Source organism: Devosia sp. UYZn731 (genome assembly GCF_040546795.1).
Lineage (GTDB): Bacteria > Pseudomonadota > Alphaproteobacteria > Rhizobiales > Devosiaceae > Devosia.
The window spans coordinates 1-15,381 of the sequence record NZ_JBEPOL010000009.1 but is presented as its reverse complement, the minus strand read 5'-3'; the positions used below and the strand labels follow the sequence as shown (position 1 = coordinate 15,381).

Below are 15,381 nucleotides of genomic sequence, written 5' to 3'. Positions count from 1 at the left end.
CATTGACATGAAGGCGGAACGCTTGCAATGATAAACCATAGACTTATGGGATGGCAGAATGTCGACCAGTGAACGATCCGGCTGCCCGATTAATCTGTCCCTTGAGTTGCTCGGAGACCGATGGACGCTGCTCCTCATTCGGGACATGGCCTTTGCTGGAAAAACCCATTTCAGGGAGTTTCTTCAGTCCGATGAGGGAATTTCGTCCAGAACGCTGGCCGAACGCCTGCAGTCCCTGCAGCAAGAAGGCATTATTTCGCGCCATGACGACCCTGGACACGGTCTCAAAGTCATTTATCGCCTGACGGAAGCAGGTCTTGAATTGTTGCCAATTCTGGTTGAGCTGGGTTTTTGGGGCAGCAAGCACCGCAAGGCTGATCGAGACTTGGGACGGATCGCGGAAACTATGAAGCAAGGTGGAAGCGACGCTGTCCAACAGCTGCAAACCTACCTGCGGGGTGGATGACGGAGCCACGGGCGGGCATGCCAAAATGAGGCGTGCTGAGCCTGGGACTCCGCTAGCGCATTGTTCAGTGATGAAGTCGAGGAGGATGAAATGGACACACCGATCGTAGAAGTTCAGACCACAATTAACGCAGACGCCGAGACGGTTTGGCGGGCGATGACCAACGCGACATCGCCGATGTTTATGGGCGCCACGATGGATACCGACTGGGCGCCTGGCTCCAAATACCGCCTGCATGGCGAATGGAACGGCAAGCCATTTTCCGACTACGGCGAGATCGAATCCGCTACCGCACCGAAGCAATTGAGCTTCACGCATTGGTCTCGGACCGAGGAACGTCCCGAGAGTTACAATTTCCTTCGATACCAGATTGTGCCCGAAGGAGTGCACAGCCGGGTCATTCTTGAGCAGTTCGGCCGCGGCAAGCAAAAGACCTATGATGAAAAAACTAAGGCTGAATTCAAGAAAATGTACGCCATGATGCTCGAGGGGTTGAAGAAGGCCGCCGAGACCACTTGAGTGTCATGATCCGCAGTTGGCACAGCTGGTTCCGGCATTGGTCAGAGACGATGAAGGGAGATTGTCGTGAAGCAGACCTATAGCGGCGGGTGCCATTGCGGGGCGCTGCGGTTCGAGGCGGATATCGATGTCGCGGCGGGGAGCGACAAATGTAACTGTTCAGTCTGCGCGAAGGCTCGCTTCTGGTCATTCAAGGTCGACGTCGAGGATTTTAGGTCGCTTGGTGTCGAGGAGCACCGTGCGGATTACGTATTTGGATCAGGAGTCGCCCATCACTATTTCTGCCAAAAATGCGGTATCAGGCCCTACGAATATGTCGAGCTTCCCGATGTTTCCCGCAAATACTACAACGTCAGCGTGGTCGCGCTGGATGCGATTGATATGGATGCGGTGATGTCCGCCCCGATCAAATACGAAGACGGCCTGCATGACCGCTGGGATCGCCAGCCTGCCGAAATTCGCCATTTGTGAGGTTGCTGTCGCCTCGTGGCTCACTTCGCTGAAAAATCTCTGGCGACGTGTCGAAATGGAGCCGACTGGTCCGACATTGTTCAGGATACGGAGGCGGCATTGACCGATCACAACATTACAACGCTCAAGACCGATATTATCATGGGCGAATGCACGCGTTGGCACGACGGGCGCATCTGGTTTGCCGATTGGCTGGGTGGCGCTATCTACGCTGTGGATGACAACGGCACTAGCCAGACCATGGCGAAAATCCAGTCCCTGCCTCTCTCCTTTGACTGGGATGCCAGTAACAGGTGCTTCGTTGTCAATTCCACCGCCCGCAAATTGCAGATACTTGCTGACGGTCAGGTGACGGATTTCGCCGATCTGTCAGAGGCGCCATTCAGTTACAACGAGATCGTCATTGATGACGCCGGGCATATTTATCTCAACAACATCAATTTCCAGTTCCCCGGCGGCGATTTCAGTCCCGGCTTCATCGTCCTGGTAACGCCAGATGGCGAAATAATCCGCCAGCAAGGGGAATTGGCTTTTCCGAACGGCATGGTGATCACCCCGGACGGCAAAACGTTGATCTGCGCAGAATCCTACAACGGGCGATTGACCGCATTTGACATTGCACGCGACGGGACGCTGTCAAACCAGCGGCTTTGGGCGCAAATCGACGGACAGGGAGGCGATGGCATCTGCATCGACGCCGAGGGTGCGATTTGGGCCAGCTCAGGCAAGCGCTGCCTGCGCATCTCTGAAGGTGGCGCTGTGCTGGATACAGTGCCTCTTGACCGCATGGCTTTTGCCTGCATGCTGGGAGGGTCTGATGGCAAAACCCTGTATATTGCGGCCAACGAGTGGAACGGCAAAATCGATCCGTCTCAGCGCACTGGGCGGCTCTTGTCGACACCCGTCGCGGTACCGCATGCCGGGTTTCCGAGACGGTAATAGCTCGGTCCGCCGCTCGGATTTGGTCTGAAGGCGCCACAATATGGTGCAGATCCCACTCCTGGCCATCGTTTATAGCGTCTCGCTGGTACGAATTGAGTGCCGCTAAAGCTGCCGCAATGCTGCAATCATCCGCCGTTCAAATGCGGCGAGGCGCCGCGGTCTCACGGCTTCCGCATCGTGGAGTGTCAGCATCCGAAAACGCGCCTTCGGTGCGCAGGCACCAAGAATGGCGGTCTTGAGCACTCGGCGCACCGGCTGACGCATCACAATGCGATCCACCCACCAGGGCGAGCCCATGGTCGTGACTACGGTGCAACTTCTGAGGCCCGTCAGGAGCGGTGTGATTGGCGTTCCGTGCGCAAACGCCACGCCGGGCGCCCAGACCCGATCAAACCAGCCCTTTAGAATGGCAGGAAAAGAAAACCACCAGGTCGGGAACACCAGCACCAGGTCCGTCGCCGCGACCAGTCGCGCCTGATGTTCAGACGCGGCGCGGGCGGCGTGGCTATAGTAAGCGCTCCGCTCCTCCCTGTTCATCGCCGCTTCGAACCCCTCGCCGTAAAGGTCGAGGACATCGACGCTCCATCCCAAATCGCGCAGTGCGACGATAACAGTCTGCGCAAGATGGCTGCACAGGCTGGTTGGTTGCGGATGGGCCAGGACGAGGAGGATGTGGCGCGGTGCGATGATGTTCATTCAGAGGGCCGCAATTGGTGTCCTGCTGTTGCCTTCATGCCGACTTCAGCACGGCGGGCGGGCGGACGCTGAGTTGCAGGAAGGTGATGCCGTGCGTTGCCAGATAGAACGGCACCAGGACTGTTGGAATCAGGGACCAGGGCAGAACGCCAATGGCGTTTGATCCGGCGCCGGTGACCAGCAATTGTCCGGGTCCGCCATTGAAGGTGATGGTACCGAGAAATACGGCAGCGAGCAAATCTGCGGTTCCGAACAGGGTCCAGGTCCAGATCGCGCCCGAACTTGCCCGACCGCGGGCGATGGCTAGCGCCAGTGGCGCCGCGACAATGCCGGTGATGACATCGCCCCATCCGGCTGAATAGGGAAACGGACCGGCCATTTGATTGTGCAGCGCCAGCAACAGGAAAAATGCGCCGAAAACCCGGAGCACGTTCAGGCCGACCAGAACCTGCATCGGCAGTTCGAGGGCCCATTGGCGCACGGTCGGGTTGAACGCCACCGCCAGAGCAAGCGTGACCAGCGGGATCAAGACCACAACGCCAATGACCGGGACCTGCCGCGCCATGTCGCCGGAAAAAATGCCACCGGCGGCCAACCCAAGTTGGGCGCCAACCCACAGAGCTGCACCGGCCGCCAGACCGACTACGGCCCATCGGTGACGGTCAGCTAGACTGAGCGTCAGCATGGCCACGTTAAAAACGATGGCGACCGGCAAAGTGCCCCACGCCCAAACCGCAAGACTCTGCATCGTGCTTCTCCAATTAGGTGCATATACACTCTTTATGTCGTCGTTGGGCGGCTTTGTTGTCGTTCAGGCCGCTGCCTGTGCGCGCTTCCACGCTGGCCTTGCATCATCGGCCTTTTGCTGTCCGGCGAGCAAAATCACCACGACGCGCTCACGCTGGTCCTCGCCGCGCATGATGTCGATCCATCCGCGCTTTGAGACCACCGCAAGATTGCGCGTCAGGGTTGTGCGTTCGAGGCCAAGCCGTTCCGCCAGCAGCGCTATTGGCGTTGGTCCGCCGACGATGAGGTTTACCAGAAGCGTAAATTGCTCGATGTTCAAATCGTGTGGCCGCAACGCCGCGTCGTAACGCCGTGTCAGTTTATGGGCCTGCCTGCGCGCGGCGGCGCAGCGGCAGCTTTGGCATTCGGCGAAATCATCGGGCGCGTTCATGTAATAGGTGTATCTGCACGTAATGTGCTATGTCAACGGCGGGCGCGTAGGAGCCAGTGCATCAACGGCCCACGATATTCGTTGCCGACGCTGGTGTTTGGCAACGACTACCGCAGAGCCCTTGCGCAGCGTTCAGTCGGCTCGGTGGAATGCGGTTGCGGCATACTCCGCAAATGACACGGCGGGCTTGCCGGTTATCTCAGCAACTGTGGCAGTTGTATCGGCGGCATAGCCGTCCCGGATGGCGATCTGATCTCTGACCACCACGTCGGCAAATCCTGCTGGCAGGCCGAAGCCGATCATCATGGCGCGAAATGCGTCCTCGGGCAGTGCGCTATAGGCGAGTTTGCGCCCCATTGCCGCGCCAACAATCTCCACCGCCTCGGGAAAGGACAATGCCTGCGGGCCGGTGAGGGCGTAGATTTGCCCTTCGTGTCCCGTGCCAGAAAGTGCGATGGCCGCCACGGCCGCGATGTCTCCGGCGTCGATAAACGCCGCTTTGCCGGAGCCAGTGGCGGTCTGCACCATGCCTGCCTGAATTCCGGGTGCGAAGAATCCTTCGCTGAAATTCTGGTGAAACCCGCCGGGGCGCAAGATGGTCCAGGTCAGGCCCGACGCTTTGATACCCGCCTCGACCTTCAGCCGTCCCGAGTTTGCCGGTTCGTTCGGAAAGGTTACTCCCAGCGAACTGACGGCGACGACGTTTGTCACACCGTGCTTGCTGGCCAGGTCGAGCAAGGCGCCAATCTGGTCGGACGGGTCTTCGACCATTTCCGGGCCAATCAGAAAGACGGCATCGGTCCCCGTCACTGCCGATGTCCAGCTTTGCGGATTATGCCAGTCAAACGGGATATACCCCGCGCTGGCGGAACGACTGGCGGCCCTGACCTCTGCGGCGTGTTGTTGCTTCAGGATAGGCAGAAGCCGACGGCCGATCTTGCCGGTGGCGCCGAGGACGAGGATGGTTTTGCTCATGGTCATTCCTTTGCTTTTCGATGGGCCAGTCCTATCTTTGGCGTAGATGAGGCTCAACGAACCGCGAGGTACCTGGAAATGACCGCATTTCAAGCTATGGATCCGGTCAGTGCGGACCTGGCGCAAAACTGCCCGGTGGGCACGGCAATCACCGTCTTGTCGGGAAAATGGAAGCTGCCGATCTTACGTCCGCTCTACCTGCATGGGCCGCTGCGATACGGCGCTTTGCTGCGCCATGTTGACTCCATTGCGCCCAAGGAACTGACGCGCAACCTGCGCGAGCTGGACTATGCGGGCCTGTTGGCGCGCGCTCCCGCCGTTGATGGCAAAGGCGATGTTTACAAATTGACGGAGTTGGGGGCCGGCTTGACGGCGACATTCCGCGCGCTTGGCGAGTTTGGCACCAGCTATCTGCAGTCTCGCGGGCCTCGGGCCGATCGCTCGGTAATCGGATTAAATAGATTCCCGTTAACGCCTCTCGTGTGATGAACTAACAGACCATTTTTCACGCCTTTTCCAGTAACTCCGCCAATTTCGTTCGCATGAGAAGCCACCACACGACGGCTAAAAGCCCGATTGCATCGGGATTCACCCGCCATACTGCGCTGGCCTGGATCACGGCTGAAATGGTGCGAGAAACGGACGTCCCATCACAAAGACGAAAGGCCGCTTTAGGAATTCGGGCCTCGGGCACGCACGACCGAAAAAGGGTCGGCTGCTGCCACCGCATGGGCCAAGCTGGTAGCGGCATGATCGGGTGGAAGGAGACTGTCGGCTTTCGGGGAGGAAACAGAGAGATTGACATCATTCGATGCGGTCAAAAGCGCGTAGCGAGAAGCTTCGCCGGGAATGTGAGTCCGCCCGTCTCTCCAGATTGGCCTTCTTCGTTTGGAGGAACCGGCGCACGGAAGGGTCAGCTTCCAGGCCGATAGCTCTTCCGTAGGCCTCTTTCGCGGCGTCGAAATCGCACAGGCGTATTAACAGTTCCGCGCGTGCCGCCCAATAAGGTTGGTACTCGTTAAGCCGGTCCCCTGCGAGGGGCACCGGCATTGCTGCCAGGCCTTCAGACGCACCGCGCGTTTCTGCGATGGCGATGGCGCGGTTAATGGAGGTGACGGGCGAATCCGTAATTGCGCAAAGTGCATCGTAGAAGCGTTCGATTGCCGGCCAGTCTGTGGCGCCTCCACGGCGTCCCGCTATATGTGCCGATTGAATTGCCGCTTCCAGTTGATAGCGACCGAAAGCGCCAAGTGTGCTGGCACTGAGCAGCAGACCCTCGGCCTCGACAATCATTGTCTTGTTCCACTCCGTGACCTTCTGTTCGGCGAGTGGAATGAATTCGCCTTGGCGATCCCGGCGGGCATTGAGCCGCGACTGTGAATAAAGCATCAGGGCGAGAAGGCCGAGTGCCTCTGGTTCCCTTGGGAGTACCTTGGTGATCAGCCGGCCCAGCCATATTGCCTCCTCGGCGAGATTTCGGACGCTGCCGTCAATGCCGGCGGGATCGCTCCATCCGTAGGCATAGGCTCCGTAGATGGCCCCAAGCACATCTGCTAGGCGCTCGGGCAGGTCTGCACGATCTGGAACACGCAATGGAATGCCGGCGGCGCGGATCTTGTTCTTTGCTCGCGACAGCCGTGCCCCCATGGTCGCTGGCGCAACCAGGAAAGCAGAGCCGATTGTCTGAGCGTTGAAGCCTAGAATGGTCTGCAAGATCAAGGGCGCGCGGATGCCTGGTTCGATTGCCGGGTGTGCGCACGCGAACATCAGGGCGAGCCGTTCGTCGGATATTGGCTGCCTGTCGTTCGCCATTGACTGCAGCTCGTCTGCCATGAGTTGCAGATGGTCGGTCGCAGCGGTGCTGACCTTGCTGTGACGCCCTGTATCGATCTGCTTGCGTCGCGCGGCGGACAGCAGCCACGCCTCGGGGTTTTGGGGCAGGCCGCTCCGTGGCCAGTCAACGAGGGCGGACGTAAAAGCATCTGAAAGGGCGTCCTCCGCTCCAGCCACGTCACCGGTTCGGGCAGCGAGAATGGCCACGAGCTTGCCATAACTTCGACGGGTAACCGCTTCGGTGATATCGACTGCGCTGTCATGGTCCCTGCCCGACATCGAAGGCGGCTTAGTAGACCATCAGAGGACGCACCTCTACCGCGTAACGCTGCGCGCCGGGACACCGCACGGCCCAGGCGATGGCGGCATCGAGGTCGGGAACATCAATGACGAAGTAACCGCCCAATTGCTCCTTGCTCTCGACATAGGGCCCATCCCAAAGGGCCGGGCGACTGTCGGGCGCGCGCACAACGGTTGCCGTCGAAGAGGGCTGTAGTCCAGCGGATGTAACCAGCGCGCCAGACTGCCGCAGCACTTCGGCATAGGCTGTGTAGGCCGCAAAACTCTCCGCCTTCTGCCCATCAGAAGCAGCCGCGTGTTCGGCTTCGGTCCAGTAGACTAAGAGCATGTACTGCACGATTCATCCTCGAGTTGGCCGCGACTTAGGCGTCAGGGCCGCAGACCCAGCTTACCAATACTGGATCGGTTTTCCAAAGCTGCCAGAACCTTTGGCCCGTCAGCAAGCGGATACACTGTCGTCTGACCAGGAGACAGAACGCCGGCCCCGATCAAGCCAAACAACTCGTCCATGACTTCGCCGAACAGTTGCGGAGCTGCCCAGATCAACATACCGATGTTGAATCCGATCACGTGTACCTGATGCCGATACACCAAGTCCCAGTTGCTGAGCGTGGCTTCCCCGCCGGGCAGGCCGGACACGACGACCTTTCCGGTGACGCGTTTTGCCGATGCCAGACTGGCCTCGAAGGTAGCACCGCCTGCCGATTCGAGGACGAGATCAACGCCGCCCCCGCTTGTTAGATGCAGAACTTCAGCGGCAATGTCTGAATTTTTCGAGTCAAGAATGTGGTCCGCTCCTAAGGCGCGGACGACTTCATGTTTGGGAGCGGAGGCGCTAGCGATCACGGTAGCACCGTAGTGCTTGGAGATCTTTACCGACGCTTGGCCGGTTGCGCCGGCAGCCGCATGAACCAGCACCGTCTGTCCGCGAGCAAGCCCTCCAAGCTTCAGCGTTGCCAAGGCCGTGGGCAGATTAACGACAAGTCCGAGCGCCTGTGCATCGCTCCAGCCTTGGGGAACGGGTACAGCGGCGACTGCCGGCAGGACCATGTATTCAGCAAAGGCGCCGTGTCCCACGCCGATGACACGCGCCCCAGGCGAGAGACCAGTCACGCCTTCGCCTACGGCTACAACTTCGCCCGCACCTTCGAACCCGGCGATATAGGGTGGCTGCGGACCACCTCGAAAGTTGCCATAGGCCTGCGACAGGTCGGCTACATTTACACCTGCCGCAATGACGCGGATCAGGACCTCGCCGAAGCCGGGCGCCGGTACAGGCAAGTCTACAATCATCCGCAAGTCTTGCGGGCCAATGAGGGAGGTCTGTTGAAGGCCACGCATGGCGGCTGGAATGCTCATAGGAAAATCGCCTTATTCCGGTTCGGTATCAGGCGCCTTGGTTTGCGCCCATACAGCAATGACGATTGAGGCCGGGCTATTTTGATCGGCGGTAGCGAAAATTGTTGCCAGACGCATTTAACGACCGCTTTCAGGTCCCAGCCTGCTCGAACAATTTGAAGCCGCCGGCAGCGATCCGCCCATCGTATTCATCGCCTATACTGTCAAGGGCTGGGCGACCCCGCTCGCCGGCCACAAGGATAATCACGCCGACCAGATGACCTCGGCGCAGATGGATATCCTGCGCCAGTCGATGCAAGTTCGCGACGGCCATGAATGGGACAGTTTCGAAGGCATTGCCGATCCGGACGCCACAGAAGCCTTTCTCGCGCAGGTGCCCTTCAACGCCACCAAAAGTCGTCGCCTAACCTCACCACAGATCAATACCATCGGTCCGCAATTTGTCGGCACCGGCGCGACCTCAACCCAAACCGCCGTCGGCAAGATTCTCGACGCCATTGCCAAGACCGACAGCAATCTGGCCAACCGCATCGTCACCACCTCGCCCGATGTCACCGTCTCGACCAACCTGGGCACCTGGGTCAATTGACGCAACCTGTTTGCCCGGCGAGAAATGGCCGATGTGTTCCAGAACGAAGCTATTCCCCGCGCTTCATAATTGACCGTGGTGGTCCACTGCCAAGTGATCGAGCGCTGACGCGCGTCAAGAGGTGAGCGCTACAAGCCCAATCAGTGTAAAGAAGACGCTGAGTGGGGCAAGATGGGCGGGTACGCGGTGACGCAAAACCGTTGCAGCTGCCGGCCCCCAACATTAAACCGAAAATGCGGCTGGCGGGCAACCACAAGAGTAGCGCGTCAACGATTTCCAGGAGGCCGGTCGCCAACCCCCACCTACGCGGATAGCCCCAGCGCGAAAAATCGCTAGACGCTCTGCGAACGCTTACGACATTGCCCAGGCCCGCCCCGGCGAAGGCGACGACCAAGAACCACAGTGCAAGCACATGAATCATCTCAGCGCACTCCCGTCAGCATCAAGATTGCAATCACGATCATGAAGGCAGCTGTTGTGCCGTGAATGCCAAGCGCGCGCCCCGTGGAACCTTTCGCCGCCAAAACGAGCAGCATGTCGCCCAAGGGGATCATCGCTTCGACTGCCAATACGATACCGACATTGGTAGAACTCCCCCAGATCATGAAGGCGATAACCAGCGTTCCCGAAACAACATCGCGCACGCCCTTGAGCCGGAGCCACCAAGGCACGTTCGTGCCGTCTCCCGGAAGAGGCAGCCCGAAGCCGCCTGCCATCGCGATCGGATTGGCCAGGTAGCTTATGCCGATTGCTATGATTGCCAGCGCCACAACCAAGGCACCCCCCATTACAAACCACGTCATGATATACTCTTTCTAACGAAGATCGTTGTCCTAGCGCCGCTAGTAATATTTCAATCGTTGCTAGATTGTCAATCGGCGCTATAATCCCTGGCAATAACATTCGGTTTGGCCAGGAGCGCGGACATGGGTATTGCAGAGCGAAAGGGCAGGGAGAAAGCGGAACGCGAAACGCTCATTGTCGCAACTGCCCGCCAGATTGCCGAAGCCGAAAGCTGGGAGGCGGTTACGATTCGGCGCCTCGCCAGGGAAATTGAATACAGTCAGCCGGTCCTTTACGCGCATTTCTCCAATCGTGACGACATCGTCGCCGCCGTTGCCCTGCAGGGGTTCAGTGAACTTGCGGCCCAACTGGGGGAAGCGGTGGCCAAGGCGGCCTCACCCCAAGACGCCCTGTTGCGGACATCTGCTACCTATCTCGACTTTGCGCTGAGTCGCCCCGCGCTTTACGAGGCGATGTTTGTGCTTCCAACTGGACTGCTATTCGGAGACGCTGAGACAAGACAGGAGCTGAGGGCTGGCTTTGACGCGATCACCGTTGCTGTCGCCCCATTTTGCGATCATGCCGAAGTTGTCGCGGAGACTCTGTGGGCTGCCCTACACGGCCTTGCGGAACTCGAACGATCCAACCGCATCCGCCCTGACCTGCGCGACCAGCGCATCATGCTTGTTGCTCAGGCGATCGTTGCCGCCAAAGCGTAACAAAGGAAGTGGTGCGTAGGTCCCGCACGATGCGATCTTTTGGTTCGCCTCTAAACCAAAATTTACGGTCAGTCGCCTCCAGTGATATAGGGGCCCTTAACCTCGCCCCAGCCCCATTTTGGCATCGGCGAAGCGCTCGGCTCAGAGACCCCCGCTTGGGAGTTCAGAACAGCCAAACGACTCCCCCACTCCAGATAGCCAACAAGCGCAGACGCAAATTCTGGGTCACTTGGGAGACCCAAGTCGGTGTAGGTATCCAGCAAAAGAGATAGCCACCGACGTCGCTGTTGCTCAGTCAGGTGGCGATTTAGATGGTGGCGGATCATCTCGGAATGACCGCCCAAATTAGAAGAATAAACCGGCGGTCCACCAAGGACCTCGCCGATAAAGGCAGCAACGTGTTGTGGATGGTCGGCGCCCATCTTGGAAAAAACGGGACCGATAATTTCGTCTAGCCTGACTCGGCCGTAGAATTCGCCGATGAGTTTTTCGAGGGCTTCGATCCCCCCAATCCATTCATAGAGCGACGGCACTTTTGGAGTGTTCGACATGGCATTAAAAGTGTTCGTGATGTGTCACCCTGTCAACTGCCCAGTTGGACAGGTGTTGAGTGAAGCATGACGTTTGCTGGCGAGGATGGTTGCCGACGGCGCAACCATGCACGATCGGACCAAGTATTCGATATTTAAGACATAGAGACGCCCCAGCGACAAACATAAATGAGCCGTATCGCCCTTCGCCGCTTTACTGGACCGCCGCCCGCAAAGTGGCGTACACCCGGTCGACGGTCCGCCGGACTTCAGGCAGGAAGCGGTCTTGATGATGCGTAACCAGCCATTGTTCATGTTCGAGGTCATCGATCGCTGGCGTCACTCGCTGCAGTCCGTGCTGAGCATCGCCGATGAAGGTGGGCAACACGGCGCGAGCCGCGCCGACAAGCGCGAGATCGAGCGCATTGCGAGGGTTGGTCACTTCCATAGCCTGCGCGCCGCTAGTCTTACTCAGGAGCCATTTGGCCGACGGCGTGGAACCTATGACCCGTACCCAAGACGAGATCTTACTGTCGGCCGCATAGACCGCAAACTGCACTTTCCCGACGCGCCTTCCAGCAAGGTCTAGTTGTTCAGGCCGTTGATTTCTGATGCCAATCACTGCTTCGCGCCGACCGATATCGAGCACCTGGTCGGCCGCGATAAATCGCAAGGCGATGGAATCGTCTTTTACCAAATCAGTCACGCGCTGGCACAACAAATGGGTCGTCCAGGTTCCCGCTGAGACTTTGACAACCGGCGCGGCCACCCGTCCATTAGCGGTGGACAGCAGTGTCAGTTGGCCTTCGAGTTCGGCGACCTTAGCCAACAGGTCTTTACCTTGCTCGGTCAGCGCATAGCCACGCGGCAGGCGTTCGAACAGGTCCAGGCCCAATCGACGTTCAAGGCTGAGCATGCGTCGCCCTAGCGTAGGCGGGCTCTTTCCAGTTAAGGCGGCAGCAGCAGCCAACCCACCTTGCCGCGCCACGGCAAGGAATAAGCGCAGGTCGTCCCAGTCGAACTTCGTTTCATCCATGAAATGAACATTACAATGGATTTCATTGTAATGACAGATCGAGCGACGTAAAACGGGCTAGGTCCCAGCCCGAGCGGCGGCCAATCAACGAGGTCTCCATGAAATTCGTTCAGCTAGGCTCCTCCGATTTAAACGTTTCGGCTATGTGTCTTGGCTGTCTCGAATTTGGCACCACCATTGCTCGCGACGCAGCGTTTGCAGTTCTCGATGCCTACTTTGAAGCTGGAGGACGCTTCCTCGATACCTCCAATAATTACGCCTTCTGGGCGGAGGGTGGCAAAGGGGGCGAAAGCGAAAGCCTGCTGGGTGAATGGATCGGGATGCGGGGCAATCGGGACGAGCTTGTCATCGCTACCAAGGTCGGCGCCCAGCCGACCGTGCCCGGATCTGGCTTCGAGGCCGCCGAGGGCCTCGGCGCCAAGGCAATCGCTGCAGCGGCTGACCTGAGCCTGCACCGTCTGGGCGTAGACCAGATTGATCTCTATTATGTCCATATCGAGGATTTAAAGGTTCCGACGGAGCAAACACTGGAGGCGTTAGAAACCCTTCGCAAATCGGGAAAGATCAGGGAAATCGGCTGTTCCAATCATTCCTCCTGGCGCATCGAGGAAGCGCGCCAACTCAGCGCCACGAGGGGCTACTCATCCTATCAAGTTGTGCAGCAACGACACTCCTATTTGCAGCCGAAACAATCGGCGGATTTGGGGCCGCAGAAAGTCGTTTCCACTGAACTGGCGGGTTATCTGGCTTTTCGGGGCAACCTGACGTTAGTTGCCTATTCGACACTGTTGACCGGAGTTTATGAAGGAGCCCCCCTGCCCGAGCGCTATGATACACCCGACAATCGCAAGCGTTTGTTGAAGGTGGAAGCGGCGGCAAAGGCTTTAGGCGTCACACCTAATCAGGTGGTTTTGGCTTGGCTGATGCAGCAAGCCAACACCATCCCACTGATTGCGACCAGAAGTGTGGACCGGTTGCGCGACTATCTCAAGGCAGCGGAAATCACACAGGAAGCCCTAACTGCCCAGGCTCTTTAAGCGCAATGGGACTTAGACCCTGACTGAAATGCGCCGAGGCTGCCAATCCGCATTGCGCAAAAACCAACGTTCCGTACCGCATATTATGCGAATCGAAATCGAGGATATTCGTCACAAGCGGCGGCGCGGGCAATCGTCAGCCACTATGCCGTCCGCAATCCAAACTAGAATGTTAAGGCGATCATCTGAGGAATGCCGCCAGCTCTTCCGTTCTTTCCTCGGAAAGTCCGGCTTGCGCGGCATGGTCACGCCAAACCGAGATCGCCGCTTTCACCTCATCGATTATCTGGTTGGCGCGCGCGACGGTTAGGCCAGCTCTGACCGCTTCGGCCACGAGGTGCTTTGAGGACGGATTTCGGCCCTCACCGGCAATCGCCATGTTGTGCTCACCGCCCGGACCGAGCGAAAAGGTCAAGTCATAGGCCGGGGAGGGAGACCAGCTGGCGTCGGCTGCCATGAGGAAAGCATGGTTCTTGGAGTGGTCATCCCGGTTGCGGGCAAGGACGTTGAAGGCCATACGACGCACCATGACGTCGACGTGGCGTTCGTCCCGTGTCAGCAGACGGGTCGCTTTCAAAAGTGCCGAGTAGTCGACTTCAGGGGCCTTGTGGTCGGCATGAAGCAAGCCGCTCAGGGTGTGCATGTGAAGGGGGCCGTCCAATGTCCGGTCGAAGCGGCGCACGGCAAAGTAAGCGGCTCCGCTGCCGCCATGGAGTAGCCTCGTCGGGGGCATTTCCACGCCCGCTGCCTTCGCCATCAACGAATAGGCATACTCTTCAGGCCCAATTTCCTTCGGGTCCTGTTCGGAACGGAACTTGACTATCCATGGTTCGAATCCGGCGGGAAGGCCTTGGTTTCGGTCAGCCATCGAAAGCCCGGTATCGGGGTTGAGACCGATGACGACCTTGGGACGAACGCCACCGGACCCGCCCTGAGCCGCTTGCAATCGTTCCACGTCGGCAGCCGGCGATTCCGCTTGGACCAATTCTGCCTGTTCGGCCAACCAATCGAGATCGAGTTCACCGACTTCAACTTCTTCGAGTTCGCCGACAGGTGTATAACGCAGCGCACCCATGCCGGTGTTTCCTACGAAGCTCAGCCGGTCCATCGGTGAAAGGGTCGAGTAGTCATAGCCCATTTTCTGGATGCGTCGGTCCAGCAGTTTACGACCCCATCCGTCGGGAAGGCTGTCGTTGAACAGGCCGTGCATGCCATCGAAGGGTGCATTCGGTGCGGGTTGAGCCCCTCTTTTCAGGGGTAGGCCGAAGGGAGAAAGTGCAAGCTTGGAGTCGAGGGCTGCCTCGCTGTACTCGAAATAGCTGCGACGTTCCCCCGTTCGCCATCCAAGGCGTCCAATAGGCAACTTGTCGGCGCCAACGTCCAAGCTGACGTCAACTAGGACCACATGGTCGATTTGTTTCATTTGCGCCGCCCTCGCTTGCGTGGTGCCGCCTCGAGCACGTCGTCGATGCTGGTGATAGGCCGGTCAGGAAATAGCGTTTCGATTTCGGCTTCGGCACCGAGAGCGAACGCGATCTTCACGATCGTCTCGAAAGAAGACTTGCCGGAAGTCTCGAACAGCTTCAGCGTACCCATACTTACCCCGGCGCGAGACGCCAGTCCATTTTGAGTGAGGTTCTGCTCCAGCCTGGCACGACGCGCCCGAACGGCGACACCACGCATTGCGTCAGTAGGTGAATTCAGTTTAATGGATATCATAATGACCATTATATGGGATAATCGCACATAATGGAAAAGATAATATCTCTTATTAGTTATGTCCTTCGTCTGAAGGCGATCTTGTGCAAGTCACGCCCTCCGCATAATGGGGCACTAACCATGTGGGCCGCAGTCAGTGTTGATTGTCGCCTGGAACTGACCCGGGGTTGTCATTGAGAAGTGACCCGCCTGTAGGATAGTTTCCCGCGGTGCGGGGATGGTCAAGTGGC

At 58.5% G+C, this 15,381-nt stretch carries 21 protein-coding genes; 8 read left to right on the top strand and 13 right to left on the bottom strand.

What is annotated here, in order from left to right; translation table 11 throughout:
- Positions 1–58: 58 nt before the first annotated feature.
- The 4 genes from ABIB57_RS20855 (at position 59) to ABIB57_RS20840 (ending at position 2,395) form a co-directional block, all read left to right on the top strand.
- The gene (locus ABIB57_RS20855; protein WP_354043181.1) at positions 59–466 is read left to right on the top strand and encodes a winged helix-turn-helix transcriptional regulator; all 408 of its coding nucleotides are present in this window, start codon (positions 59–61) and stop codon (positions 464–466) included.
- 90 nt (positions 467–556) lie between these two features.
- Complete coding sequence (locus ABIB57_RS20850) at positions 557–985, top strand: SRPBCC domain-containing protein (RefSeq protein WP_354043180.1); 429 nt, start codon at positions 557–559, stop codon at positions 983–985.
- Between the two features lie 66 nt (positions 986–1,051).
- Positions 1,052–1,456: a GFA family protein gene (locus tag ABIB57_RS20845; protein ID WP_354043179.1), complete on the top strand. Its 405-nt coding sequence runs from the start codon at positions 1,052–1,054 to the stop codon at positions 1,454–1,456.
- Positions 1,457–1,555: 99 nt separating this feature from the next.
- Positions 1,556–2,395: an SMP-30/gluconolactonase/LRE family protein gene (locus ABIB57_RS20840; RefSeq protein WP_354043178.1), complete on the top strand. Its 840-nt coding sequence runs from the start codon at positions 1,556–1,558 to the stop codon at positions 2,393–2,395.
- Positions 2,396–2,500: 105 nt separating this feature from the next.
- Here ABIB57_RS20840 and ABIB57_RS20835 read toward each other — a convergent pair whose 3' ends face one another.
- From ABIB57_RS20835 to ABIB57_RS20820, 4 genes are all read right to left on the bottom strand, one after another.
- Complete coding sequence (locus ABIB57_RS20835; RefSeq protein ID WP_354043177.1) at positions 2,501–3,094, bottom strand: NAD(P)H-dependent oxidoreductase; 594 nt, start codon at positions 3,092–3,094, stop codon at positions 2,501–2,503.
- 34 nt (positions 3,095–3,128) lie between these two features.
- Complete coding sequence (locus tag ABIB57_RS20830; RefSeq protein WP_354043176.1) at positions 3,129–3,842, bottom strand: DUF8737 domain-containing protein; 714 nt, start codon at positions 3,840–3,842, stop codon at positions 3,129–3,131.
- A gap of 63 nt (positions 3,843–3,905) precedes the next feature.
- Complete coding sequence (locus ABIB57_RS20825) at positions 3,906–4,271, bottom strand: MarR family winged helix-turn-helix transcriptional regulator (protein ID WP_354043175.1); 366 nt, start codon at positions 4,269–4,271, stop codon at positions 3,906–3,908.
- A gap of 132 nt (positions 4,272–4,403) precedes the next feature.
- Positions 4,404–5,246, bottom strand: coding sequence for an NAD(P)H-binding protein (locus ABIB57_RS20820; protein ID WP_354043174.1), 843 nt, complete (start codon positions 5,244–5,246; stop codon positions 4,404–4,406).
- A gap of 78 nt (positions 5,247–5,324) precedes the next feature.
- Here ABIB57_RS20820 and ABIB57_RS20815 point away from each other — a divergent pair, with 78 nt between their 5' ends.
- The gene (locus ABIB57_RS20815) at positions 5,325–5,732 is read left to right on the top strand and encodes a winged helix-turn-helix transcriptional regulator (protein ID WP_354043173.1); all 408 of its coding nucleotides are present in this window, start codon (positions 5,325–5,327) and stop codon (positions 5,730–5,732) included.
- A gap of 318 nt (positions 5,733–6,050) precedes the next feature.
- Here the strand turns inward: ABIB57_RS20815 and ABIB57_RS20810 are convergent, their stop codons facing one another.
- The 3 genes from ABIB57_RS20810 to ABIB57_RS20800 are packed head-to-tail and all read right to left on the bottom strand — an operon-like array spanning position 6,051 to position 8,738.
- Positions 6,051–7,358, bottom strand: coding sequence for an RNA polymerase sigma factor (locus tag ABIB57_RS20810; protein WP_354043172.1), 1,308 nt, complete (start codon positions 7,356–7,358; stop codon positions 6,051–6,053).
- Between the two features lie 10 nt (positions 7,359–7,368).
- Positions 7,369–7,707, bottom strand: a complete 339-nt coding sequence (locus ABIB57_RS20805; protein ID WP_354043372.1) for a YciI family protein — start codon at positions 7,705–7,707, stop codon at positions 7,369–7,371.
- Between the two features lie 41 nt (positions 7,708–7,748).
- Positions 7,749–8,738 carry an NADPH:quinone oxidoreductase family protein gene (locus ABIB57_RS20800; RefSeq protein ID WP_354043171.1) on the bottom strand — a complete coding sequence of 330 codons (990 nt, stop codon included), beginning with the start codon at positions 8,736–8,738 and terminating at the stop codon, positions 7,749–7,751.
- A gap of 256 nt (positions 8,739–8,994) precedes the next feature.
- On the opposite strand from ABIB57_RS20800, the gene ABIB57_RS20795 reads away from it, so the two are divergent.
- Complete coding sequence (locus tag ABIB57_RS20795) at positions 8,995–9,327, top strand: hypothetical protein (protein ID WP_354043170.1); 333 nt, start codon at positions 8,995–8,997, stop codon at positions 9,325–9,327.
- A 49-nt stretch (positions 9,328–9,376) separates the two neighbouring features.
- Here ABIB57_RS20795 and ABIB57_RS20790 read toward each other — a convergent pair whose 3' ends face one another.
- Together ABIB57_RS20790 and ABIB57_RS20785 are read right to left on the bottom strand one after the other, a co-directional pair.
- Positions 9,377–9,748, bottom strand: a complete 372-nt coding sequence (locus tag ABIB57_RS20790; RefSeq protein ID WP_502914440.1) for a DoxX family protein — start codon at positions 9,746–9,748, stop codon at positions 9,377–9,379.
- Between the two features lies 1 nt (position 9,749).
- On the bottom strand, positions 9,750–10,130 hold the full coding sequence (locus ABIB57_RS20785) for a DUF4267 domain-containing protein (RefSeq protein WP_354043169.1): 381 nt from the start codon (positions 10,128–10,130) through the stop codon (positions 9,750–9,752).
- Positions 10,131–10,253: 123 nt separating this feature from the next.
- On the opposite strand from ABIB57_RS20785, the gene ABIB57_RS20780 reads away from it, so the two are divergent.
- Complete coding sequence (locus ABIB57_RS20780) at positions 10,254–10,829, top strand: TetR/AcrR family transcriptional regulator (RefSeq protein WP_354043168.1); 576 nt, start codon at positions 10,254–10,256, stop codon at positions 10,827–10,829.
- A 68-nt stretch (positions 10,830–10,897) separates the two neighbouring features.
- On the opposite strand, the gene ABIB57_RS20775 is transcribed toward ABIB57_RS20780, so the two are convergent.
- Both ABIB57_RS20775 and ABIB57_RS20770 read right to left on the bottom strand, forming a co-directional pair.
- A complete protein-coding gene (locus tag ABIB57_RS20775) occupies positions 10,898–11,380 on the bottom strand; it encodes a group II truncated hemoglobin (protein ID WP_354043167.1) in 483 nt (160 codons plus the stop codon).
- 193 nt (positions 11,381–11,573) lie between these two features.
- A complete protein-coding gene (locus tag ABIB57_RS20770; protein WP_354043166.1) occupies positions 11,574–12,395 on the bottom strand; it encodes a LysR family transcriptional regulator in 822 nt (273 codons plus the stop codon).
- 98 nt (positions 12,396–12,493) lie between these two features.
- Here ABIB57_RS20770 and ABIB57_RS20765 point away from each other — a divergent pair, with 98 nt between their 5' ends.
- Positions 12,494–13,432: an aldo/keto reductase gene (locus ABIB57_RS20765; protein WP_354043165.1), complete on the top strand. Its 939-nt coding sequence runs from the start codon at positions 12,494–12,496 to the stop codon at positions 13,430–13,432.
- Positions 13,433–13,613: 181 nt separating this feature from the next.
- Here ABIB57_RS20765 and ABIB57_RS20760 read toward each other — a convergent pair whose 3' ends face one another.
- Positions 13,614–14,855 (bottom strand): type II toxin-antitoxin system HipA family toxin, encoded by a 1,242-nt coding sequence (locus tag ABIB57_RS20760; RefSeq protein WP_354043164.1) that lies wholly within the window; start codon positions 14,853–14,855, stop codon positions 13,614–13,616.
- A complete protein-coding gene (locus ABIB57_RS20755; protein ID WP_354043371.1) occupies positions 14,852–15,115 on the bottom strand; it encodes a helix-turn-helix domain-containing protein in 264 nt (87 codons plus the stop codon). The genes ABIB57_RS20760 and ABIB57_RS20755 overlap by 4 nt, the downstream gene beginning before the upstream one ends.
- Between the last annotated feature and the right edge of the window lie 266 nt (positions 15,116–15,381).